The organism is Xanthomonas sp. NCPPB 2933 (assembly GCF_056725225.1).
Genome location: NZ_CM161518.1, coordinates 5,063,052 through 5,084,243, shown reverse-complemented (window position 1 = coordinate 5,084,243; position 21,192 = coordinate 5,063,052). Strand labels below are relative to the sequence as shown.

The 21,192-nt window shown below is 66.7% G+C and carries 17 protein-coding genes; 12 read left to right on the top strand and 5 right to left on the bottom strand.

The window, feature by feature from the left end; all coding sequences use genetic code 11:
- Positions 1-17: 17 nt before the first annotated feature.
- The 7 genes from AC1PLU_RS21490 (at position 18) to fabG (ending at position 5,702) form a co-directional block, all read left to right on the top strand.
- Positions 18-245 (top strand): ApeI family dehydratase, encoded by a 228-nt coding sequence (locus tag AC1PLU_RS21490; RefSeq protein WP_225306916.1) that lies wholly within the window; start codon positions 18-20, stop codon positions 243-245.
- Entirely contained in the window at positions 242-1,216 is a 975-nt protein-coding gene (locus AC1PLU_RS21485; RefSeq protein ID WP_481094159.1) for an LpxL/LpxP family acyltransferase, read from the top strand. Before AC1PLU_RS21490 ends, AC1PLU_RS21485 begins: the two co-directional genes overlap by 4 nt.
- Positions 1,140-1,787, top strand: coding sequence for a LolA-related protein (locus tag AC1PLU_RS21480; RefSeq protein ID WP_481094160.1), 648 nt, complete (start codon positions 1,140-1,142; stop codon positions 1,785-1,787). The genes AC1PLU_RS21485 and AC1PLU_RS21480 overlap by 77 nt, the downstream gene beginning before the upstream one ends.
- Entirely contained in the window at positions 1,784-2,011 is a 228-nt protein-coding gene (locus AC1PLU_RS21475) for a hypothetical protein (protein WP_481094161.1), read from the top strand. The genes AC1PLU_RS21480 and AC1PLU_RS21475 overlap by 4 nt, the downstream gene beginning before the upstream one ends.
- Complete coding sequence (locus tag AC1PLU_RS21470; RefSeq protein WP_481107185.1) at positions 2,001-4,367, top strand: MMPL family transporter; 2,367 nt, start codon at positions 2,001-2,003, stop codon at positions 4,365-4,367. The genes AC1PLU_RS21475 and AC1PLU_RS21470 overlap by 11 nt, the downstream gene beginning before the upstream one ends.
- Entirely contained in the window at positions 4,354-4,794 is a 441-nt protein-coding gene (locus tag AC1PLU_RS21465; protein WP_481094163.1) for a hotdog family protein, read from the top strand. The genes AC1PLU_RS21470 and AC1PLU_RS21465 overlap by 14 nt, the downstream gene beginning before the upstream one ends.
- Before the next feature lie 170 nt (positions 4,795-4,964).
- Complete coding sequence (fabG, locus tag AC1PLU_RS21460) at positions 4,965-5,702, top strand: 3-oxoacyl-ACP reductase FabG (RefSeq protein WP_481094164.1); 738 nt, start codon at positions 4,965-4,967, stop codon at positions 5,700-5,702.
- Positions 5,703-6,529: 827 nt separating this feature from the next.
- Here fabG and AC1PLU_RS21455 read toward each other — a convergent pair.
- Genes AC1PLU_RS21455 through AC1PLU_RS21440 form a run of 4 tightly spaced genes read right to left on the bottom strand, consistent with a single transcriptional unit; the run spans position 6,530 to position 10,936 of the window.
- Complete coding sequence (locus AC1PLU_RS21455; protein WP_481107184.1) at positions 6,530-8,152, bottom strand: NAD(P)/FAD-dependent oxidoreductase; 1,623 nt, start codon at positions 8,150-8,152, stop codon at positions 6,530-6,532.
- A complete protein-coding gene (locus AC1PLU_RS21450; protein WP_481107183.1) occupies positions 8,149-8,970 on the bottom strand; it encodes a glycosyltransferase family 2 protein in 822 nt (273 codons plus the stop codon). Before AC1PLU_RS21450 ends, AC1PLU_RS21455 begins: the two co-directional genes overlap by 4 nt.
- Positions 8,967-9,740 (bottom strand): beta-ketoacyl synthase chain length factor, encoded by a 774-nt coding sequence (locus AC1PLU_RS21445; RefSeq protein WP_481107182.1) that lies wholly within the window; start codon positions 9,738-9,740, stop codon positions 8,967-8,969. Before AC1PLU_RS21445 ends, AC1PLU_RS21450 begins: the two co-directional genes overlap by 4 nt.
- The gene (locus AC1PLU_RS21440; protein WP_481107181.1) at positions 9,740-10,936 is read right to left on the bottom strand and encodes a beta-ketoacyl-[acyl-carrier-protein] synthase family protein; all 1,197 of its coding nucleotides are present in this window, start codon (positions 10,934-10,936) and stop codon (positions 9,740-9,742) included. Before AC1PLU_RS21440 ends, AC1PLU_RS21445 begins: the two co-directional genes overlap by 1 nt.
- Positions 10,937-11,154: 218 nt before the next feature.
- Between AC1PLU_RS21440 and AC1PLU_RS21435 the strand changes: the two genes are divergently transcribed.
- The 5 genes from AC1PLU_RS21435 (at position 11,155) to zwf (ending at position 18,770) form a co-directional block, all read left to right on the top strand.
- Positions 11,155-11,415, top strand: a complete 261-nt coding sequence (locus AC1PLU_RS21435; RefSeq protein WP_481108566.1) for a YcgL domain-containing protein — start codon at positions 11,155-11,157, stop codon at positions 11,413-11,415.
- The gene (locus tag AC1PLU_RS21430; protein ID WP_481107180.1) at positions 11,408-14,728 is read left to right on the top strand and encodes an ankyrin repeat domain-containing protein; all 3,321 of its coding nucleotides are present in this window, start codon (positions 11,408-11,410) and stop codon (positions 14,726-14,728) included. Before AC1PLU_RS21435 ends, AC1PLU_RS21430 begins: the two co-directional genes overlap by 8 nt.
- 26 nt (positions 14,729-14,754) lie before the next feature.
- On the top strand, positions 14,755-15,084 hold the full coding sequence (locus AC1PLU_RS21425; protein ID WP_481108565.1) for a low molecular weight protein tyrosine phosphatase family protein: 330 nt from the start codon (positions 14,755-14,757) through the stop codon (positions 15,082-15,084).
- Positions 15,085-15,147: 63 nt separating this feature from the next.
- Positions 15,148-16,947, top strand: coding sequence for a glycoside hydrolase family 15 protein (locus AC1PLU_RS21420; RefSeq protein WP_481107179.1), 1,800 nt, complete (start codon positions 15,148-15,150; stop codon positions 16,945-16,947).
- Positions 16,944-18,770 carry a glucose-6-phosphate dehydrogenase gene (gene zwf, locus AC1PLU_RS21415; protein WP_481094171.1) on the top strand — a complete coding sequence of 609 codons (1,827 nt, stop codon included), beginning with the start codon at positions 16,944-16,946 and terminating at the stop codon, positions 18,768-18,770. Before AC1PLU_RS21420 ends, zwf begins: the two co-directional genes overlap by 4 nt.
- A gap of 134 nt (positions 18,771-18,904) precedes the next feature.
- Here zwf and AC1PLU_RS21410 read toward each other — a convergent pair whose 3' ends face one another.
- Positions 18,905-20,716, bottom strand: coding sequence for a monovalent cation:proton antiporter-2 (CPA2) family protein (locus AC1PLU_RS21410; RefSeq protein WP_481094172.1), 1,812 nt, complete (start codon positions 20,714-20,716; stop codon positions 18,905-18,907).
- Positions 20,717-21,192 lie beyond the last annotated feature (476 nt).

Sequence of the window (21,192 nt, the reverse complement as noted above, 5' to 3'; positions counted from 1 at the left end):
ACTTCCCGGGTCGCCCCGTGGTGCCCGGCGTGGTCGTCCTCGATCACGTGCTGCAGGCGGTGGAAGCCGCGCATGGCCCACGCGCCGCGATGCGCTTGCCGCAGGTGAAGTTCGTGCAGCCGTTGCTGCCCGGCCAGACTGCGTCGGTGACACTGGACGGTGCTGGCCCGCGTTGGCGCTTTCGCGTGCAGCGCGCCGACGACCTGCTGGTCAGCGGCGAGCTGGTCGCGGAGGCGGCGCCATGAACAGCCAGTGGAAACAACGCCCGGAAGGCGGCGGACGTTTTGCGTTGTGGCTGATCCGCGGCATCGCCCGGTACGCCGGGCGCTCGGTGGCACGCGCGCTGCTGTATCCGATCACGCTGTACTTCCTGCTGGTGCGTGCGCCCGAGCGCCGTGCCTCGCGTGCCTATCTGGTGCGTGTGCTCGATCGCCCGGCTACGCTGCGCGATGTGGCGCGGCATATCCATACCTTTGCTTCGACCATCCTGGACCGCGTGTACATGCTGTGCGGGCAGATGCAGCGCTTCCAGGTGGATATCACGGGGCTGGATCAGCTGCACACGCAGATGGATCGCGGCCGCGGCGTGCTGATCTTCGGCTCGCACCTGGGTAGCTTCGATGCGCTGCGCGTGTTGGCCACCGAGCGCCCCGACGTGCAGGTCAAGGTGGTGCTGGACAAGGCGCATAACCGCGCCATGACCGACCTGCTGGGCGCGCTGAATCCGCAGCTGGCCGCCAACATCATCGACGCCGGCATGGACGCGACCTCGATCGTCATGGCGATCAAGGACGCCACCGATGCCGGCGCGCTGGTGGCGTTGCTGATCGATCGCCCGCGCGAGGGCGACCCGGCATTGCCGGCGATGTTCCTCGGCCGCAACGCGATGTTCCCGACTTCGCCGTGGCTGATCGCTGCGGCGCTCAAGGTGCCGGTGGTGCTGGCGTTCGGCCTGTATCGCGGCGGCAATCATTACGAGCTGGCGTTCGAGACCTTCAGCGAAGGGCTGGATGTGCCGCGTCGCCAGCGCGCGCCAGTGCTGGCGGTACTCATGCGTGATTACGCGGCCAGGCTGGAACATTACACACGCTACGCGCCGTACAACTGGTTCAACTTCTACGATTTCTGGAACACCCACCATGCCGATGTGCCGCACCCTGCCGTGGATGCTGATACTGCTGTTCAGCGCCGCACCGCTATGCGCCGCACCGCCTGAGACGCTGGACGTCGGCCAGGTGCTGCAGCGCCTGGCACGCCCCGCACCGGTCAGTACCGAGTTCGTCGAACTGCGTGGCTCGGCCCTGCTGAAGACACCGTTGCGCGTGCAGGGCCATTACCGCCGCCCGGACGAACAGACCTTGGTGCGCGAGGTCAGCGCGCCATATCGCGAAACCACCACCTTGCGTGGTGACGAAGGCGTACTGGAGCGCGAAGGCAAATCGCCACGGCGTTTTTCGCTGAGCCGGGTGCCCGAACTGGCCGGCTTGAAATCCGGCTTCGGTGCATTGCTGGCCGGCGACCGCGCGCTGCTGGAGCAGCAGTACCGCGTCAGTGGGCAGGGCCAGCCGCAGGCCTGGCAACTGACGCTGCAGCCCAAGGACGCCGCCGTGGCAAAGCAGGTACGCGAGTTGCGTCTGTACGGGCGCAACGATGAGCTGCGCTGCATCGAGAGCCTGCCGGCCAAGGGCGATGCGCAGCGCACGCTGCTGGCTGGTGCGGCGCGTGATGCTGCAAGCGTGACCGATGCGGCGGCGCTGACCACGCTGTGCCATGGGTCGGGCGCGTGAGCCATCGCGTGTGGGTGTTGCGTGCGCAGTCGGGACACGCGCTTAGCAAGGAAAAAGCGACTGCCTTCGGCAAATTAGAGGCGCCGGTGCTGCACGCCTTCAACAGAAAGAACGCGTCACTGCAGCCCGCCCTCAGCAGAAAGAAAGCGTCACTGAAGCTGGATGCCGCGCGCGCGGCCGGTGGACGTTCCGCTGGCGCAGTGAGGCTTTCGCATGGCGCTTAAATTAAATGCAAACCGCCGCATCGGCCTTGCGCTGCTGTGGCTGGCCTTGCTGGCAGTCGCCGGCTTCTGGTTGAGCGAGACGCTGAAAGTCACCGGTGACTTGCGCAAATTCATGCCCGCCCCGCGCACGCCCGCGCAGAAACTGCTGATCGAAGAACTCGGCGAAGGCCCCGGCTCGCGCCTGTTGTTGATGTCGCTGTCCAACAGCGACCCGGCCACGCTGGCCGCGCAGTCGCAGGCACTGCAGCAGGCCTTGGCCGCACAGCCAGAGCTGTTCGAGCTGGTCGGCAATGGCGGCAATGCGGGGTTGGATGCGATTCCCGAGCGCTTGCTGCCGTATCGCTATCTGCTCAGCGACAGCTTCGATAAAACCCCGCTGGATGGGCAGACCTTGCAAGCGGCATTGCAGGCGCGCGTGCAGGATCTGGGCTCGCCTGCGGCTGCGATGGTGGAGCCGTTGCTGCCGCGCGATCCCACGCTGGAAATCCTGCATCTTGCCGAAACCCTGCAACCTGCCGCCGCGCCGCAGACGCGTAACGAGGTGTGGTTCGACCGCGCCGGCACCTCGGCCTTGCTGATCGTGCAGACGCGCGCAGCCGGCTTCGATCCCACCGGCCAGCAACTGGCGTACGACGCGGTGCAAGCGGCGTTTGCCAAGGTCAGCAAGGGCACCTCAACAACACTCGTTTTGACCGGCCCCGGCGCGTTTGCGGTGGAAATCACCGCGCGCACGCAGGGCGAGGCGCAATGGATCGGCACGCTGGATACGGTGGGGCTGGTGCTGTTGCTGCTGGTCGCCTATCGCAGCTGGAAGATTCCGGTGCTCGGCGTGCTGCCATTGGCGAGCGCGGGTCTGGCCGGCTTGGGCGCGGTGGCGTTGCTGTTCGATGGTGTGCACGGCATCACCGTGGCGTTCGGCTTCACCCTGATCGGCGTGGTGCAGGATTATCCGATTCACCTGTTCAGTCATCAGCGCCCGGGGCTGGATCCGCGCGACAACGCGCGCCATCTGTGGCCGACGCTGGCCACCGGCGTGGTCTCCACCTGCATTGCCTACGTGACCTTCCTGTTCTCCGGCGTGGACGGCTTGCGGCAGCTGGCAGTGTTCACCATCGCCGGCTTGGCCACCGCCGCGATCACCACACGTTGGCTGCTGCCGTCATTGATCGACCCGGCGCCGCGCGACTATGCCGATTCGCGTGCCCTGGCTGCGCTATGGCGTGGCATCGCGCGCCTGCCGCGGCCGCGCATCAGTCTTGCGGCGATTGCCGTGATCGGCATTGCTGTGATCGCGTTCGCGCCGGGGCAGTTCTGGCAGAACGATCTGTCGAAATTGACCCCGGTGCCGCCCAAGGCATTGGCGCAGGACACGCAGTTGCGGCAGGAACTGGGTGCCCCCGATGTGCGTTACGTGCTCGCGCTGCCCGCAGCGAACGATGAGGCCGCGCTGCAGGCCAGCGAGCAGTTGCGCCCACGTCTGGATGCATTGATGCGCAACGGTGCATTGACCGGCTACGACATGGCCGCGCGCTATCTGCCCAGCGCCAAGACCCAGCGTGCGCGTCAGGCCGCATTGCCGGATGCCGCGCAAGCGCGCGCATTGACCGATAGTGCGGTGGCCGCCACACCGTTCCGCAGCGATGCGTTTGCGCCGTTCCTGCAGGATCTGGACGCTGCCAAGCAGGCCGCCCCGCTGTTGCCGAAGGACCTGGCCGGCTCGCCGCTGGCAACCTCGGTCGGGGGGCTGCTGCTGGGGCGTGGCGATCGCAGCACCGCCCTGGTGTCGTTGACCGGCTTGCGCGATCCGGCGGTGTTGGCCGCAGCCGTACGAGGTAGCGGCGCGCAGTTGCTGGATCTGAAAGATGCTTCCGAATCTCTGGTCGCCGCGTATCGCGGTCGTGTACTCGGTGCATTGGTGCTGGCTGCAGTGTTGTTGGCAGTGACCGTGGCCATCGCGCTGCGCAGCCCGCGCCGCATCGTGCGGGTGTTGTTGCCGATGGCGCTGACCACGGTGCTGATCCTGGCGATCCTGCGCGGCACCGGCGTCGAACTCAATCTGTTCCATCTGATTGCGCTGATCCTGGCGGCCGGTTTGGGCCTGGATTACGCGCTGTTCTTCGACCACGCCGGCGACGATCACGCCGACCAGCTGCGCACGTTGCATGCGCTGATCGTGTGCAGCCTGATGACCTTGCTGGTATTCGCGCTCTTGGCCGCGTCCAGCATTCCGGTATTGCGTGCGATCGGCAGCACGGTGGCGCTGGGCGTGTTGTTCAATTTCATCCTGGCCTTGCTGGTGTCGCGCGAGCCGGCGCTGGAACGCACAAAGAACGGAGAACCGCATGCAAGGACGTGAGGCGATTGCCGCATTGATTCCGCACCAGGGCAACATGTGCCTGTGGGAAGAAGTGGTGGAGTGGGACGCGCAGCGCATCGTGTTGCGCAGCCTTGCCCATCGTGGTGACACGCATCCGCTGCGTTCTAACGGCCGCCTGCGCGCGCTGCATCTATGCGAGTACGGCGCGCAAGCCATGGCCGTGCACGGCGGCTTGCTCGGTCGCGCATCGGGCAAGCCGGTGCGCCCGGGCATGTTGGTGGCGCTGCGCGCAGTGGAATTGCATGTGGCCTATCTGGACAAGCTGCCGGATGCGATCGTTTGCGAGGCGCAGGTGCTGATGCAGGGAGAGGACAGCCAGCAATACAGCTTCCGCTTGATGCATCAGGACCAGTTGCTCGCCGAAGGGCGTGCCACGGTGATGCTGGGTGCGGCGCAGGCCCCGTAGGAGCGCGCTTGCGCGCGATGAGGCGTTGTCGATAACGCTTCATCGCGCGCAAGCGCGCTCCTACGGAAGGTGGGCGATCAAAATGCGGGCGATCTATTCCTGCGCTTGCTGCCAGTCGTTAGGATGACGCTCTTTCCGCCGTCGTTTCTGCGGCTTCCATTGAGGCTTCCATGAGCACATCCGTTCCTCAGCGCCGCGCGCTCGTCACCGGCGGCAGCGGCGATCTTGGCGGTGCGATCTGCCGTCAGCTGGCTGCACAAGGTCGGCACGTGATCGTGCACGCCAATCGCAATATCGCCCGCGCCGATGAAGTGGTTGCAGCGATCGTGGCCGACGGCGGCAGTGCAGAGGCGGTGACGTTCGATGTAGCCGATGCGCAGGCCAGTGCTGCGGCGCTGGCAAGCCTGCTGGAGGTCGGCCCGATCCAGATCGTGGTCAATAACGCCGGCATCCACGACGATGCGCCGATGGCCGGCATGAGCGCCGAGCAATGGCACCGGGTCATCGATGTCTCGTTGCACGGGTTCTTCAACGTCACCCAGCCCTTGCTGCTGCCGATGGCGCGCACGCGCTGGGGCCGTATCGTCAGTGTGTCATCGGTTGCGGCGGTGCTGGGCAATCGCGGGCAGACCAACTACGCCGCTGCCAAGGCCGCGCTGCACGGCGCCAGCAAATCGCTGTCGCGCGAAATGGCCAGCCGCGGCATTGCAGTCAACGTGGTCGCGCCGGGTGTGATCGAAAGCGAGATGGTCGGCGAGAGTTTCGCGCCGGAGGTGATCAAGCAACTGGTGCCGGCAGGGCGCGTCGGCAAGCCCGACGAAGTCGCAGCATTGGTCGCATTCCTGTGTTCGGAAGCGGCCGGTTACATCAACGGCCAGGTCATCGGCATCAATGGCGGGATGGGCTGAGAGCGGCTACAAAACGACTGCGCTCGCCGCCCAGCGGGCGCGGCCTGCCTTGTAGTTCCCGTCAGCACTCGACCAAGTTGGCAGGTGCGATGCCCTTACCGCCTGCGGGACCGTGTGGCGGCATGGATGCCGCCACCGAGCCTCCAGGGATGGATTCACGGCGTGTCCCGCAGGCGGTGAGGGCATCGCGCCCTCGACCCGCTCGGCTTGGAACATCCAGATTGCGCTGAAGTTCAATATCTCGTTCGCCTTGAGAGGTAATTGAACGGTGCGGATACGTCAGGTGTAAAGCGGCTGATCTGCGGCCTGGTTGCAGGGCCCTTGCCCGCCCACCCTCGCGGGACACGCCGCAAGTACGTCCATGTAGGCTCTTACGCGGCATCCATGCCGCGTAAGGTCCCGCGACGGTGGGCGGGCAAGGACCAGTCGAGTTGATCGGTGTGCGGAGTTTTCAACAAGCATCCCGCAAACTGGCTGGCCCCGTGTCCTGTGCTCAATAAAGCAATCAGCAAACTGTCTGGTGCGGTGAGGGCATCGCGCCCTCGACTTCTTCGAGTTTGCTGCAGGGCCCTTGCCCACCCACCGTCGCGGGACACGCCGCAAGTACGTCCATGTAGGCTCTTACGCGGCATCCATGCCGCGTAAGGTCCCGCGACGGTGGGCGGGCAAGGACCCGTCGAGATGGTCGGTGTGCAAGGTTGCGAGCAGTGCATGCCGTGCAGCCATCCACTGAGGTGCGGTCTGATCGGCTCCTTCGCGTGCACCACGCGAAGGTCAAGAACGCGCGTATCAAGCAAAACGGCCGTTGCCGGCGCGTTCGAGCAGGCTCACGCTGCGTCGGCGTACCAGGCGGCGGTGAGGATCGGCTCGCCGATGGCGTTGGTGGTCAATGCATCCAGGCCGTGATCCGGCAGTGTGGGATGGCGTTGACGCGCCTGCAGCAGAATCTCGCGCGCCAGTACCGCCATGCGCCCGATGTTGCTGTGGATGCGTGCGGCGAAGGCGTCGTCGTCCAGCGTGTCGTGCAAGGCGCCATTGAGTTCGTTGAACCAACCGATCAGATACTGATCCAGCAGTCGTCCATCGCCGGTGGCCACACTTTGTTCGCTGTTGTGCTGACCCCAGTCGTGCAGCACGCGTTGCATCGCCAGATTGATGTCGCGCGCGTACAGGAAATCGGTCTTCATGCGTGCGAGCAAGCTCAGATGCGCGATGCGTCCGCTGCAGAACAACGGCGCCAGCAGCGACCAGTAATAGGTGTAATCCCAGATCACCTTGACCGGCATCACCTGCGCATCGCCGAACAACGCGTACTGATCCTGATACAGGGTCAAGGTGTTTTCGTAGAACGAGAAATACAGTTGCTGGTACAGCTCCGCGTACGGGCTGAGCGACTTGCCGGCGCGATCGCGGCCGATCAGTTCGCAGATGTAGGTATTGGAGATCGCAATGAAGTCGCTGCCGGGCGAATAGAACGGGTCCAGGAACAAGCCTGCTTCACCGGTCAGTGCCCAGCGCTGCGGCGAGAACACCTGCTTGCAGCCATAGGAGAAGTTGCGCAGGAACAGGAAGTCCTGCAGCCGGTAGTCGGCCTTGTCGAGCGTGGCGGCGACCTGCGGCTGATGCGTGCGCAGCCAGGTCATCGCCTTCTCGTGGGTGTTCATGGTCTCCAGCGGGTGCATGGCAGCATCGCAGACGATGCCCAGCGAATGCGCACCGGAGGAGAGCGGAATCAGCCAGAACCAGTAGCCCGGCCCGCACATGTGGTTGGTCGAACGCCAGCGGTCCGGCGGCGTGCAGCGTTGCAGCCAGCTGCTGTCCTGCGACCAGCCATTGGGGTCGATCAGGCCTTCCACGCGCCACCACACCGCATTGGCGTCGTGCGCGTTGTCCTGCGCCAGGCCGAGCTTGCGCTTGAGCAGGCCGGCACGGCCGCTGGCATCCACCACCCAGCGTGCGCTCAGCGTGCCGGGTTCGCCGGCGCGTTCGTAGCGCACTGCGTGGTCGGCGTCGTCGTCTGACAGGTCCACGCCTTTGACGCTGCAACTGTCGACAAAGGTGATGCCTTGCGCGCGTGCGCGCTCGCCGAGGAAATTCTCGAAGCGGCCGCGGTCGATCTGCCACGAGGGCGTCGGCAGGATCTGGCTGACGCCCAGCTCGGTGCAGCGGTCGATGTCCTCTCGCTTGTCGGAAAAGAAAAAGCGGAAGCCGAACTTGCGGATCTGCTCGGCCTCCAGATGCTCGCGCAGGCCCAGCACGTCGGCGAAATAATGCGCGCCGATTTCCACCGTGGATTCGCCGACCTTGAACGCGGCTTCGCGCACGGGGTGGGCGCGCCGTTCCAGCACGGTGATTGCCAGCGCGGGATCGCGTTGGCGCAACTGCAGCGCCAGACTCAGGCCGGCCAGGCCACCACCGGTGATCACGACATCTGCGCGCTGTGCATTCATGGGGAGTGCTTGCTCTTGGTGACCGATGGAACAGTAGCAAACTCGCCGTCAGCGTCGTCGATCAGCACCGGGTTGGCGCGCACGCGGCGGTATTCGCGCCAGATATGCCCGTAGTTCCAGGCTTGGGCGACCACATGCGAGGTGATTTCCCACAGATCGCGTACCAGGCGGAAATGGCTCTTGCGAAACGTGCCTGGCGAGGTGCCCGCGTAACGGGTTTCGATCGGCACCGCGACCACGCGCGCACCGGCCTGGCGTGCGGCGGAAATCAGCAATTGCGCTTCGAATACGAAGCCTTCGCCGGGCACGTCGGGCAGGGTAAACACCGAGGCCGGATACAGGCGCTGGCCGCTCTGGCTATCGACCAGCTGGAAGCCGCAGGCCCAGGCAATGCCCCAGTCGCCGAAATCGTTGCCGATGCGGCGGATGGTGGGCTGGGTGGCGCGTTTGCGCATGCGTGCGCCGACGATCACGCAACCGGGATGGCGGTTGGCCGCGGCCAACAGACGTGGGAAATCTGCCGCCTTGTGCTGCCCATCGCCGTCCATGGTCATCACCGCGCGCATGCCCAGGCGCTGGGCTTGCGCAAAACCGCTACGCAACGCGGCGCCCTTGCCCATGCGCTGCGGATGCCGGATCAAGGTGATCGGCAGGTCGGCGATGCAATCGGCGGTGCCATCGTCGGAACCGTCATCGATCACGATCACGTTGGAGCAATAGGTGAGCGCATCGTTGACCACTTCGCGGATGCGCAGCGATTCGTTCAAGGCCGGCACCAGGATCGCGGTGTCTTCGCGGCTCAATGGCTGCCGGCTCATCGCTGGATCTCCACGCGCAGCACCCGGCCCGGGCCGGCGTACAGCGCCACGCTGTCGCCGTCGGCGGCGATCAGGTCGAACAGCGGCAGCATCGGCGCCATCGCGTTGTTGGCGACATGCCGCGACAGCGGGCCCTCGCCCGCGGAAGGCGTGCCGTCGTCCAGACGCGCCCGCAGCTGCAGCTTGCCGGCCTGGCCGGGCGCTCCCAGCACCAGCGCACCGCCGAGCAGACCCTGGCTGGGCGCGACCCGGCCCAGCGGCCCGACCGAGCGGGCGTCGTAGCCGGCCAGCAGCACCGCGTCCATGCCGGCGGCGCGCTGTACCAGCGCTTCCAGCAGGCCCTGGGCGAAGCTGGCCCGGCTGGCGCTGATCGCCGTGGTCGGGGTCATCGCCCCGGCGCCGATGGTCCAGTAGCCGGCCGCGGCGTTGTGCACCGAGTTGTGGAACTTGGTCGGCGAGATCGCCGATGGGTCGCTGGCCAGGGTGGTGCACATGTAATCGGAGATGGCCAGATCGCCGTAGGTGGAGGTGAAGATCGACGGCAGGCTGGCCGGATCGCGGCCGGCGGCGGTGCAGGCGGCCAGTGCGGCTTCCAGCGAGACCGCCACCGTGTCCGGTGCGCGGCGGCGCTCGTTGGCGGCCAGCAACTGCGGCGCCGGGCGTGCGGTGGTCTCCTGCAGCGCGCCGCCGTGCACGAGGGCAATGGCGGCCTCCCAGGTGGGCAGCCCCTGGGTCCAGAAGCCGATGCCTTCGATGGTGGCAGCCAGCATCAGCGGGCCCGCCCGAACAGCAGCGAGCAGTTGTTGCCGCCAAAACCGAAGGAGTTGTTCATGGCGTAATCGATCTTGGAATGGGCGTTGTCGAAACGGATCTGCGGGCCGCAGGCGGGGTCGGGCACGGCGCTGTTGAGCGTGCCCGGCAGCATGCCGTCGCGCAGGGCCAGCAGCGCGATCACCGATTCCACGATGCCGGCCGCGCCCAGGGTGTGGCCGGTCCAGGCCTTGGTCGAACTGGCGTGCAAGGTGGCGGGGAAGATCGCCGCCACCGCGGCCGCTTCCACGCTGTCGTTGGCCGGCGTGGCGGTGCCATGCAGATTCAGATAGCCCACCGCTGCCGGTTCCAGGCTGGCGCGTTCGAGCGCGCCGCGCATCGCCAGCTGCGCGCCCAGGCCCTGCGGATGCGGGGCGGACATATGGTGCGCATCGCTGGATTCGCCATAGCCGTACAGCCACAACGTCGCGTCCGGTGCGGCGGCGGGGCGTTCGAGCATGGCAAAGCCGCCGGCCTCGCCCAGGCTCAGTCCGACCCGGCGCGCATCGAACGGTTGGCACAGCTCCGGCGCCACCACCTGCAGCGAGTTGAAGCCGAACAGCACGCTGCCGCACAAGGTGTCCACACCGCCGACCAAGGCTGCGTCCACCACTCCGGCGTCGATCAGACGCGCGGCCTGGGCGAACACCTTGGCGCTGGACGAACAGGCGGTGGCCACGGTCATACAGGGGCCGCGCAGGCCGGTGGCGTGCTGCACGAAGTCGCCCAGCGAATGCGGGGTGTGCACGATCGGGCGATTCAAGTCATCCGGAAAACGCGCGCCCTCGCTATCTTCGACCAGACGCGTATAGGCCTCTTCGCTGGCACCTATGCTGGAGGTGGAGGTGCCGATGATCACTGCCACGCGTTCGGCGCCGTAGCGCTGCGCGGCCGCCTGCACGGCAGCCGCCATGCCGTCCTGCTGCAGGGCCAGCCAGGCCAGGCGATTGTTGCGGCAGTCCCAGCCTTGCAGGGATTCGGGCAACACGACGGCTTCCACGCCGTCGACGCGGCCGATCCAGCACGGCAGCGGTTGCAGGCCGAAATCGTTGCGGCGCATACCGCTGCGGCGGGCTGTCAGGGCGGCGGCCTGGGCGTGGAGCCCGGCGCCGAGCGCGGTGGTGGAGGTGAAAGCGGTGACGGCGACCGGGGCCATCTGGGACGAATGCTGCGCGTGGCTCACGGTGGTTTGGCTGGCAAAAAGTGTGCTCAGTATATCGATGGTGTGTCCGCGGCCCGTCGATGGCGCAACTGAACGTGCCGGTCATGTCGCTGACGCTGCTGGGATTTTTCGCAACGGCCGCGCTTTCGCCATGGGCGCAATTGGGACACAATCCTGCGACACACTTCTCAAACGAGCGCGACCACGCGCGCATGCACGCCTACGTCTATAAAAGCCAACGCAAGCAGGACACCTTCGTCTATCTCGCCATGCGTGACGACTTCTCCGGTCTTCCCGCCGCCGTGCACGCGCAACTGGCGCCGTTCGCGTTTGTGCTGGAGGTGGCGTTGACGCCGCAGCGCCGCCTGGCGCAAGCCGACGTGACCACGGTGCGCGAAGCGCTCGGCAAGCACGGCTTCTACCTGCAACTGCCCAAGACGGTGGTGCTGGCGGGCGAGTGCGACTATGACTGAGGCCACGCGTGCCGCGCGGTGGCGCGCCGCAGCGCTGGCCGGCGCGGCCGGGGTGGTGTTGTCGTTGCTGGGCGGCGTTGGCGGCAGCGTTGCTGCGGTGACGCTGTGGCTGGCGCAGCCGGCGTTCGCGCTGGCGGTGTCGTGGGCGCGTGGCACGCGCGCATTGCCGAGCCAGCCGCGTGCGATCGCGCAGGCGCTGCCGCCGCTGCTGGCGATCTGGGGCGTCGGTCTGTTGGCCCTTGCCGCCTTGATCACCTGGCCGCTGACTGCCTTGCGCGACAGCGGCAGCCTGGCCGCCGCGTTGGCGCTGAGCGTTGCGGTCAGCGCCGCGCTGCTCGGGCTGTGGCGGACCTGGCCGCTGTGGGGCGAGGTCGAGCGCGATGGCGGCGCCCTGGCGCCGCGGTGGCACGCGCTGGCTACGCAGGAATTGCATGCCTGGCGTGGCCTGCTGGCCGCTGCACTGGTGCTGGCGATGTGCACGCTGGCCGTGGCGCTGGCCTGGCCGGGCTGGTTGTCGAGCAGCCTGCGCTGGAGTCTGGCGATCGCCGCCAGCGTGCTGTTGCCGGCGGCCCATCTGCTGTTGCAACGCACCGCCGCGCCGGCACGCAGCGACACCCCGGTGGCCCGGCAGGCCGCCGATTTCTTCTCCGAAGCCGCTGCCGAACCGCGCCCGTTGGAGCCGGTGGCCCAGCATCAGCTGGTGCCCGAACTCTTTGAAGCCGCGCGCAGCGGACGCGTGGACCGCGCGCTGCAGCTGCTGGAGGCCGGCGCCGACCCGCAGGCGATGCCGCTGCCGGAATGGCGCGATCAACGCAGCCTGCCCGCGCTGGCTGCGGTATTGCCGGATCTGCGCCTGCTGCGCGAGCTGATCGTGCGCCGCGTCGATGTCAACCAACCGCATCGCGGCATGACGCCCTTGCTGGCCGCCACGCGCGACAGCTGGCATGGCCGCCCCGACGCGGTGATGACGCTGCTGGCCAACGGCGCCGACCCGCGCGCCACCGACAACGACGGCAACACGCCGCTGCATCACGCCGTGCGCAGTTCCGACCCGGGCGTGGCCGCGCTGTTGCGCGATGCCGCCGCCGAGCTTGACGCGCTCAACAACGAAGGTCATTCGCCGCTGGCGATGGCCTGCCAGGTCGGCAACTGGCGGCTGGCCAAGTTTCTGCTGGAACGCGGCGCGCATTCGGAACCGGAAGGTGGCGCGCCGGTGCTGCTGGCTGCCGCCGGCACCGAAGAAGACGACCCGGCCGGCGTGCAACTGCTGCTCAAGCACAAGGCGCGCGTGGATGCGCGCGACCGCCAGCGCCGCAGCGCATTGCACGAAGCCGCGTTGGCCGGGCATGGCGATATCGTCGAGGCGCTGTTGTCGGCCGGTGCCAATCTGGAAGCGCGCGATCTGCTCGGCCGCACGCCATGGCTGGACGCGGCGCGGCAGGCACGCAGCGGCGTGCTGGAACGGCTGGTCGCACGCAAGGCCGATGTGCTGGCCATCGATGGTGACGGCCGCAATGCAGTGATGCTGGCCTGCGCCGCCGACCGCGTGTCGCCGGCCTTGATCCGGCGCCTGCTCGATCTGCAGGTGCCGGCCGACAGCGCTGATGCGCACGGCCGTCGCGCAGTGGATGTCGCCGCCGAGGCTGGGCGCTGGGCGATCGTGCAATTGCTCGATCCTGCGTATCCGTTGCCGGCCGCAGTCAGCGATGGACACGGCGATACCCCCGGCGTTGCGGTGCTGCCCGATCGCCCGCCCCTAGTGCTGCTGCGCGAAGGCCTGCAGTTCGGTCAACGCGATGGTCTGGACGCATTGGCCAGGCTGTGCGGCCCGGAAGAACTCGGCGGCCTGTTGCACGATGCGCATCTGGCCTTGAACGCCGAGGCCGTGGACTGGCTGCTGCGCCACGGCGCCGATGCCGACGTGCGCGATGCCTGCGGCGACGTGCCGATGTTTGCACTGCTCTCGCGTGGTGTGGAGGCGGTGCCGGCACTGCAGGTGCTGCTGCGCCATGGCGTCTCGCCGGCCGGCGCCGGCGGCCTGACCCGCCTGCTCAGCGCCTGCGTGCAGCACGATGCGGCATCGCGCGGGCTGGAACAGTTCGCGCTGGAATTGCTCGAACGCGGCGCCGACCCGTTTGCCGCGTCGGCGGCCGGCGACCCGCCGTTGTCGCTTGCGGTGCGGCTGGGCTGGCTGCGCCTGCAGCAGTGGTTGCTGGAACACGGCGTGGACCGCGAGGCACGCGACAGCCACGGCATGACTGCGCTGCATCTGGCCACCGCGCTGGGCCGCGAAGCCTCGCTGAAATTGCTGGTCAAACAAGGCGCCTCGCCAGAAGCGCGCGCGGCCGACGGGCAGACCCCACTGGGCGTGGCGCTGTCGATCGGCCGCCGCGATCTGGCCGATTGGCTCGACTGGCGTATCTGGTCGCTGCCGCACCGCACGCTGCGCGAAGCCGATGTGCCGGCTGCGGCCATGACCGGCGACACCGATGCGGTGCGGCGCCTGATCGATCTCGGCCTGCCGGTCGATGCGATCGACGCGCAAGGCTGCACTGCGCTGTTGCGCGCCGCCGGTGGCGGCCATCTCGGCGTGGTGGCGCATCTGCTCGGGCGCGGCGCCGATCCGCAACGCGCGGCCAACAGCGGCGCTACGCCGTTGTCGGCGGCGGTAAGCATGCGTCAGACCGAGATCGTGGCCGCGTTGCTGCAGGCCGGCGCGCAGATCGAGCATCGCCTGCCCGGCGGCGTTACCGTGCTGATGCTGGCCTGCGCGCTGGGCCTGCCGGATATCGTGGCGCGCCTGCTCACTGCGGCGGCCGATGTGCACGCCAACGACGATCAAGGCCTGGCGCCGCTGCATTGCGCCGCGCTGTACGGGTTCACCGCGCGCGACAAGAGCCGCCTGCTGGCCTTGCTGGACACCTTGCTGCTGGCCGGCGCCGACCCCGAGTATCTGGCCGGTGGCCGGGTCAGCCCGTTGCTGCTGTTGCTGGGCGCGCGCGCCGAACCGGGCACCGCCTGCGACGAGCAAGTGGTGCTGGCCGGCGTCGAACGCCTGCTCGACGAAGACGTTTCGTTGGATGTGGCCGATCAACGCGGCTTCGGTCCGTTGCATCTGGCCGCACTGCATGGCTTGCCATTGCTGGTGCAGCGCCTGCTGCGTGCCGGCGCCGATAGCGACCGCCGCGATGCGCTCAATCGCACCCCGCGCGAGATCGCGATCATGCGCGGCTTCATCGATGTAGCCGGCCAGTTCGAGCCCGCATTACCAGGTGTGTCCTCGATGGCGCGCTTCCTGCGCGAAGGCCGCTGAGCCAGCGCGGCGGCGCACCGTTGCGGGTGCTGTTCGTGTGCAGCCGCAACCGCCTGCGCAGCCCCACCGCCGAACGCGTGTTCGCCGACTGGCCGGGCGTGCAAACGCAATCGGCCGGGCTGGCCGCAGATGCGGACGTGCAGGTCACACCCGAGCTGTTGCATGAAGCGCAGCTGGTGCTGGTGATGGAGCGCCGGCACCTGCAGCTGTTGCGCAAACGTTTCGCCGCGCAGTTGCGCCATTGCCGGTTGATTTGCCTGCACATTCCCGACGACTACGCCTATATGGACCCTGCACTGATCCGTCGCCTGGAACACACGGTGCCACCGTTGCTGCGTCTGCCGGCGCAGTCGTAACCCGATCCCGACACTGCGCATGCAAGACTGGGCGTTCCCTCGCACGAAGGAAGCGCCTCTACGATGAGCGTGCGTATCGAAGACCACGCCATGCTGGGCAATTGCCACAGCGCGGCCCTGGTCGACCACTGCGGCACCATCGACTGGCTGTGTCTGCCACGTTTCGATTCCGATGCGTTTTTTGCATCCCTGCTGGGCGATGAGCAACACGGGCAATGGGCGTTGTCGCCGGTCGCCGCATTCCGCAGCGAACGCGCTTACGAAGACGACAGTCTGGTGCTGTGCACGCGCATGCGTACCGACACCGGCACGGTGGAACTGGTCGACTTCATGGTCTCCAGCGATGAGAGCGACAGTCACCAGCATCTGGTGCGGATCGTGCGTTGCGTGCAGGGCGAAGTGCCGATGCACATGCGGCTGACGTTTCGCTTCAACTATGGCCGTACGGTGCCGTGGGTCACCGGCATCGAGGGTGGCATTCGCGCCATCGCCGGTCCCGACCAAATCGCGTTGCGCTCGCCGCAGCAACTGCACGGCGAGGACCTGGGCACCGAGGCAGACTTCACGCTGCGCGAGGGCGAAAGCACCTGGTTTCTGCTCAGCCACGGCCTGTCGCATCAGCCCACGCCAGCGGCAATCGATCCGGAACAGGCGCTGCAACGGACCACCGCGTTCTGGCATGGCTGGGCACGTCGCTGTACCGACGTCGGTCCGTGGACCGAGCAGGTGCGGCGTTCGCTGGTGGTGTTGAAGGGGCTGAGCTATCTGCCCACCGGTGGCATCGTCGCCGCGCCCACGGCCTCGCTGCCCGAGCATCTGGGCGGCACCCGTAACTGGGATTATCGCTACTGCTGGCTGCGCGATTCGGTGTTCACGCTGATCGCGTTGTTGCAGGCCGGCTATCGCGATGAAGCCTCAGCGTTTCGCGACTGGGTGCAACGCACCATCGCCGGTTCGCCGGACCAACTGCAGGCGCTGTACGGCATCGCCGGCGAGCGCCGGCTGCAGGAATGGGAAGCGGATTGGCTGCCCGGCTACGAAAACTCCGGCCCGGTACGCATCGGCAATGGTGCGGTGGATCAGTTCCAGCTCGATGTGTATGGCGAGTTGATCGGCGCGTTCCATTACGCGCGCGAAAAGGGCGTGGCGCCGCCGTCCGACGACGATGGCTCGTCGGCATCGCTGCTGGAAAAGATCCTGGATACGCTCGAAGACCTGTGGCGCCTGCCCGATGAAGGCATCTGGGAAATCCGCGACGAGCGCCGTCATTTCGTGCATTCCAAAGTGATGGCCTGGCTGGCGTTCGATTGCGGCGCGCGCGATGGCATCACCAATGCCGACGCAGAAAAACGCGCACATTGGGGCCGGCTTGCCGAGGAAATTCGCGCCGAAGTGCTGGAAAACGGCGTGCATCCGGATGGTCACTTCGTACAGAGCTATGGCTCCGACCGGCTGGACGCCTCGCTGCTGCTGATTCCGATCGTAGGATTTTTGCCGCCGGAGGATCCGCGCATCGCCGCCACCGCCGATGCCATCGCACGCGATCTGACCATCGATGGATTGGTCGAACGCTATCGCGCCGACGACAGCGCCGATGGCCTTCCGGCCGGCGAGGGCACCTTTCTTGCCTGCAGCTTCTGGCTGGTGGAAAACTACGCCTTGCTCGGGCGCACCGAGCAGGCGCGCGTATTGCTCGAGCGCCTGCTCGGATTGTGCAACGACGTGGGCCTGCTCGCCGAAGAGTACGACCCGCGCAGCAAGCGCATGCTTGGCAACTTCCCGCAAGGGTATTCCCACGTGGCCCTGGTCAATGCGGCATTGCGCCTGCACGGACGCATGGGCGAAAAGGAAACACGTCCATGAATGAGCAAGAGACCACCCCGCCGTGCATCATCGTGGTGCTGGGCGCACGCGGCGATCTAACCAAGCGCCTGGTGATGCCGGCGCTGTACAACCTGCGCCGGGCCGGTGCGTTGGGCGAGCAGTTCGCCATCGTCGGCATGGACCACGGCGATATCAGCGAGCGTTCGTGGCGCACGATGATGGGTCAGTCGATGACCGAGCTGCTCAGCAGTCGCGATGCCGAATTCCAGACCGACGAGTTCGACACCGACACCTGGGAGTGGCTGCGCGAGCGCATGCATTATCTGCGCGGCGATTTTACTGATTTAGGTGCCTATCAAACGCTGGATGGCGTGCTGGAGAAACTGCACAAGCGCTACGGCACCCAGGGCAATGTGCTGTTCTATCTGGCCACCGCCGCACGTTTCTTCGAACCGGTACTGCTCAACCTGGGCGAAGCCGGGCTGGTCAAACAGCGCGAGGGGCAGGGCTGGCGGCGGGTGATCGTGGAAAAACCGTTCGGCCACGATCTGCCCAGCGCCGTCGCGCTCAACGCCACCGTCGCCCGCGTCTTGCACGAGGATCAGGTGTTCCGCATCGACCATTTCCTCGGCAAGGAAACCGTGCAGAACATTCTGGCGTTCCGTTTTGCCAATGGCTTGTTCGAGCCGGTGTGGAATCGCGACCGCATCGATCATGTGCAGATCACCGCCGCCGAAACCATCGGTGTGGAAGGCCGTGGACGTTTCTACGATCCCACCGGCTGTTTGCGCGACATGGTCCCGAACCACCTGTTCCAGTTGCTGGCGATGATTGCGATGGAACCGCCGGCCGCCTTCACCACCGAAGCGATGCATCGTCGCCGCGCGGAAGTGATCGAAGCAGTACGCCCGATCAAACCCGAAGACGTGGTACGCGGCCAATATGCCTCCGGCGCGGTGAGCCGCAGCGCGGTGCCGGGCTATCGCGAAGAAGACACCGTGCCGGAGGATTCGGAAACCGAAACCTATGTGGCGATGAAACTGCAGGTCGACACCTGGCGCTGGGCCGGCGTGCCGTTCTACCTGCGCACCGGCAAGCGGCTGCGCGAGCGCACCACCGAGATCGCGATCCGCTTCAAGCCTGCGCCGCTGGCACCGTTCCGCAGCACCGAAGTGGGCGGTTATGGCCCCGACTGGCTGGTGCTGCACATTCAACCTGATGAGGGCATCTCGCTGCAGTTCGACGTCAAGCGCCCGGGCGCGCAGGTCGCGCTGGCACCGGTGCGCATGGACTTCCGCTACCGCGACTGGTTTCCCAAGGAATACACGGTGGGCTACGAGCGCCTGCTGCAGGACTGCATGAAGGGCGAGGCCGGCCTGTTCCAGGATGCGGCCATGGTGGAAGCCGCCTGGCGTATCGTGCAGCCGATCCTGGATGCCTGGAAACAACCGCCAAGCGACTTCCCCAATTACGCCGCAGGCAGCGCTGGCCCGTCGGCCGCCGATGCCTTGCTGGCGATGAATGGCGGGCACGCCTGGCGCGCGCTCACTCCGGGGCGCAAGCCACCGCCGCGCCGCGCACCGGAAGCACGCAGCAGCGCTGCAACGCCGGTCAAGAAAGCCACCAAAAAGATCGCGAAGAAAGCGAGCAAGGCGACACCCAAACGTGCCGCCGCACCTGCTGCAAAATCCGCTCAAGGCGCAGCCGGTTCGCCCGGCAAGGTGGCAAAGACATCCGTCACCAAGCGCGCGACGAAGAAGGTCGCAAAAGCCGCAGCGAAGACCGTGAGCAAAGCTGCGGCTGGCAAAAGCACAGCGAAGAAGTCGGCCAGCAAGACCGCAGGTCGCACACCGCGCAGCTGAGTGATGCGATCGACATGCAGCCGCTGCGATCGTGCGGCGGCTGGGTGTGCAGAAATCCCGTAGGAGCGCGCTCGCGCGCGATGAGGCGTTACCGATAACGCCTCATCGCGCGCGAGCGCGCTCCTACGCAAAGCTCAGCGATCGGGCGTTACCGGTGCGGGTTCGGCATCCACATCCGCCTTGACGTCGGCTTCGAACAGATTCATCAGATCTGCGCGTGCATCGCGCGAGGTCTGGATCACCTTGGCTTCGTCGTCATAGACCAGGTGCTGGCGATGCAGCAACTCTTCGTCGTGCTGGCGGAACCGTTTGACGTGATCCTTGGCAACCGCTTCGCCCAGGCCGAGCGAGGTGAGCACGCGTTCGCTCAGCTCCAGGCTGGAGGCGAATACCTCGCGGAACGGTTCGGCGCCCAGATCCATCAGTTTCCAGGCGTGCTGGCGATTGCGTGCACGTGCCAGCACCGTGGCCTGCGGGTACAGGCGGCGGATCAGCCGCACCGCCTTGATGTTGGTTTCCGGGTCGTCCACCGCGATCACGAACACCTTGATGCGGTCGGCACCGGCGGCGCGCAGCAGTTCCGGGCGGGTGGGGTCGCCGTAGTACAACTGGCTGCCGAAGCGGCGCAAATCTTCCACGGTGTCCGGATTGTGTTCCAGCGCCACGAACGGCACATGCCGCGCGGTGAGCAGACGCGCGACCACCTGACCGAAGCGGCCCATGCCGGCGACCAGCACCTTGGGCGTTTGCGCATCGATGGTGTCGAACGGGCGTTCGGACTTGGGCGCATGCAGCCGCAGCGGCCCGTTGAGGATGCGCTGCATGCCCAGCAGCAACACCGGCGTCAGCGCCATCGACACGCCGACAATGGCCACCAGGCGGTCGTGGTTGGCGCGCTCCAGCAAGCCGACGCGATCGGCTTCGTTGAACACCACAAAGGCGAATTCGCCGCCCAGCCACAACACGCTGCCCAGCATCAGGCTACTGCGCAGCGGCAGCTTGGCCACGCTTCCGATACCGACCAGCAGCGAGAACTTCACCACCAGCAGGATCGCCACGCCGCTGGCGATCAGCCATGGCTCGGCGACCACCCGGTTCAGATCGATGCCCATGCCGACCGAGATGAAGAACAGCCCCAGCAGCAGGCCTTCGAATGGCTCGATCTGCGATTCGAGCTCGTGGCGGAATTCCGAATCGGCCAGCAGCACACCAGCCAAAAACGCGCCCAGGCTGGCGCTCAATCCGGCTTCCTGCATGATCCAGGCGGTGCCCAGCACCACCAGCAAGGCGCTGGCGGTGAACACTTCCGGCATGCGCGTGCGCGCCACCATATTGAACAGATAGCGCAGCACGAAGCGCCCGCACAGGATCACCAGCGCCAATGCCGCGACCGCCTTGGCCACATCCGGCCATGCCAGCGTGGCGTTCTTGCTGCCACCGAGCAGCGGAATGGCGGCCAGCAATGGAATGGCGATCAGATCCTGAAACAGCAAAATGGCGAACGCCAGGCGCCCGTAGTCGCTGCCCAGCGCCTTGCGTTCAGCCAGCAGCTGCAGGCCCACCGCAGTGGACGACAACGCCAGCGCCACGCCGACGATCAACGCGCTCTTCCAGCCCAGATTGCCGAGCATCAGCAAGCCGCCCAGGATCAGCGTGGTCACCACCACCTGGGTGGCGCCGGCGCCGAACACCGAATGGCGCATCACCTTCAAACGTGACGGCGACAGTTCCAGGCCGATCACGAACAGCAGCATCACCACACCGATTTCGGCTGCGCCGCTGATGCGTTCGGCGTCCTGCACCACGCCCACGCCGTCGGGCCCGAGCACCACACCGGCGACCAGATAGGCCAATACCGCGCCCAGCCCGAAGCGCTTGAACACCGGCACCGCCACGATGGCGGCCAGCATCAGCACCAGAGCCAGTTCCAGACCGCCGCTATGCATGCGCACTCTCCGTTGAGGTGCGCATTATGCCGCGCACTGCCGCTGACCAGCTGGCACCGACGTGCCAGAGTCGCCGGCAATGCGCAGCGGCCACGGGTTTGCGATAGCCGGTTTGCTGCTTCCGATCAGCGCGTCGGTGGCAGCGTGTCTGGAGCCAAGCGTGGCCCTCGGCAGCGCTGGCCGGCAAGCGTGTTCAAGGCCGCGGCCAGCGCACCGGTGTCGCAACCACAGCACGCATGTGCGCCGTCGGCCCACGCTCGCTGCCATCTCGATGAGACGCATCCTCCTGCGCATGCTGCGCATCGGCAAGATCGGCGGACTGCACGCTCGCTTAAACGTGCTTTGTGCGAGCCATTGACCAAGCCGGCTCAGGCGCGCAGACTGCGCCCCGCCGCCGCCCGGATCACCGGTTCGGTAGGCACTTCTCGGAGCCTTTCTCATGTCCAGCGACAGTCACCCTAGACCCGGGTCGATGA

Coding starts and splice junctions, on each gene's coding strand:
- AC1PLU_RS21465 (WP_481094163.1), top strand. CDS start 4,354: ATGCAAGGACGTGAGGCGATTGCCGCATTGATTCCGCACCAGGGCAAC.
- fabG (WP_481094164.1), top strand. CDS start 4,965: ATGAGCACATCCGTTCCTCAGCGCCGCGCGCTCGTCACCGGCGGCAGC.
- AC1PLU_RS21445 (WP_481107182.1), bottom strand. CDS start 9,740: ATGCTGGCTGCCACCATCGAAGGCATCGGCTTCTGGACCCAGGGGCTG.
- AC1PLU_RS21485 (WP_481094159.1), top strand. CDS start 242: ATGAACAGCCAGTGGAAACAACGCCCGGAAGGCGGCGGACGTTTTGCG.
- AC1PLU_RS21420 (WP_481107179.1), top strand. CDS start 15,148: ATGAGCGTGCGTATCGAAGACCACGCCATGCTGGGCAATTGCCACAGC.
- AC1PLU_RS21435 (WP_481108566.1), top strand. CDS start 11,155: ATGCACGCCTACGTCTATAAAAGCCAACGCAAGCAGGACACCTTCGTC.
- AC1PLU_RS21450 (WP_481107183.1), bottom strand. CDS start 8,970: ATGAGCCGGCAGCCATTGAGCCGCGAAGACACCGCGATCCTGGTGCCG.
- AC1PLU_RS21410 (WP_481094172.1), bottom strand. CDS start 20,716: ATGCATAGCGGCGGTCTGGAACTGGCTCTGGTGCTGATGCTGGCCGCC.
- AC1PLU_RS21430 (WP_481107180.1), top strand. CDS start 11,408: ATGACTGAGGCCACGCGTGCCGCGCGGTGGCGCGCCGCAGCGCTGGCC.
- AC1PLU_RS21480 (WP_481094160.1), top strand. CDS start 1,140: ATGCCGATGTGCCGCACCCTGCCGTGGATGCTGATACTGCTGTTCAGC.
- AC1PLU_RS21470 (WP_481107185.1), top strand. CDS start 2,001: ATGGCGCTTAAATTAAATGCAAACCGCCGCATCGGCCTTGCGCTGCTG.
- AC1PLU_RS21440 (WP_481107181.1), bottom strand. CDS start 10,936: ATGGCCCCGGTCGCCGTCACCGCTTTCACCTCCACCACCGCGCTCGGC.
- zwf (WP_481094171.1), top strand. CDS start 16,944: ATGAATGAGCAAGAGACCACCCCGCCGTGCATCATCGTGGTGCTGGGC.
- AC1PLU_RS21455 (WP_481107184.1), bottom strand. CDS start 8,152: ATGAATGCACAGCGCGCAGATGTCGTGATCACCGGTGGTGGCCTGGCC.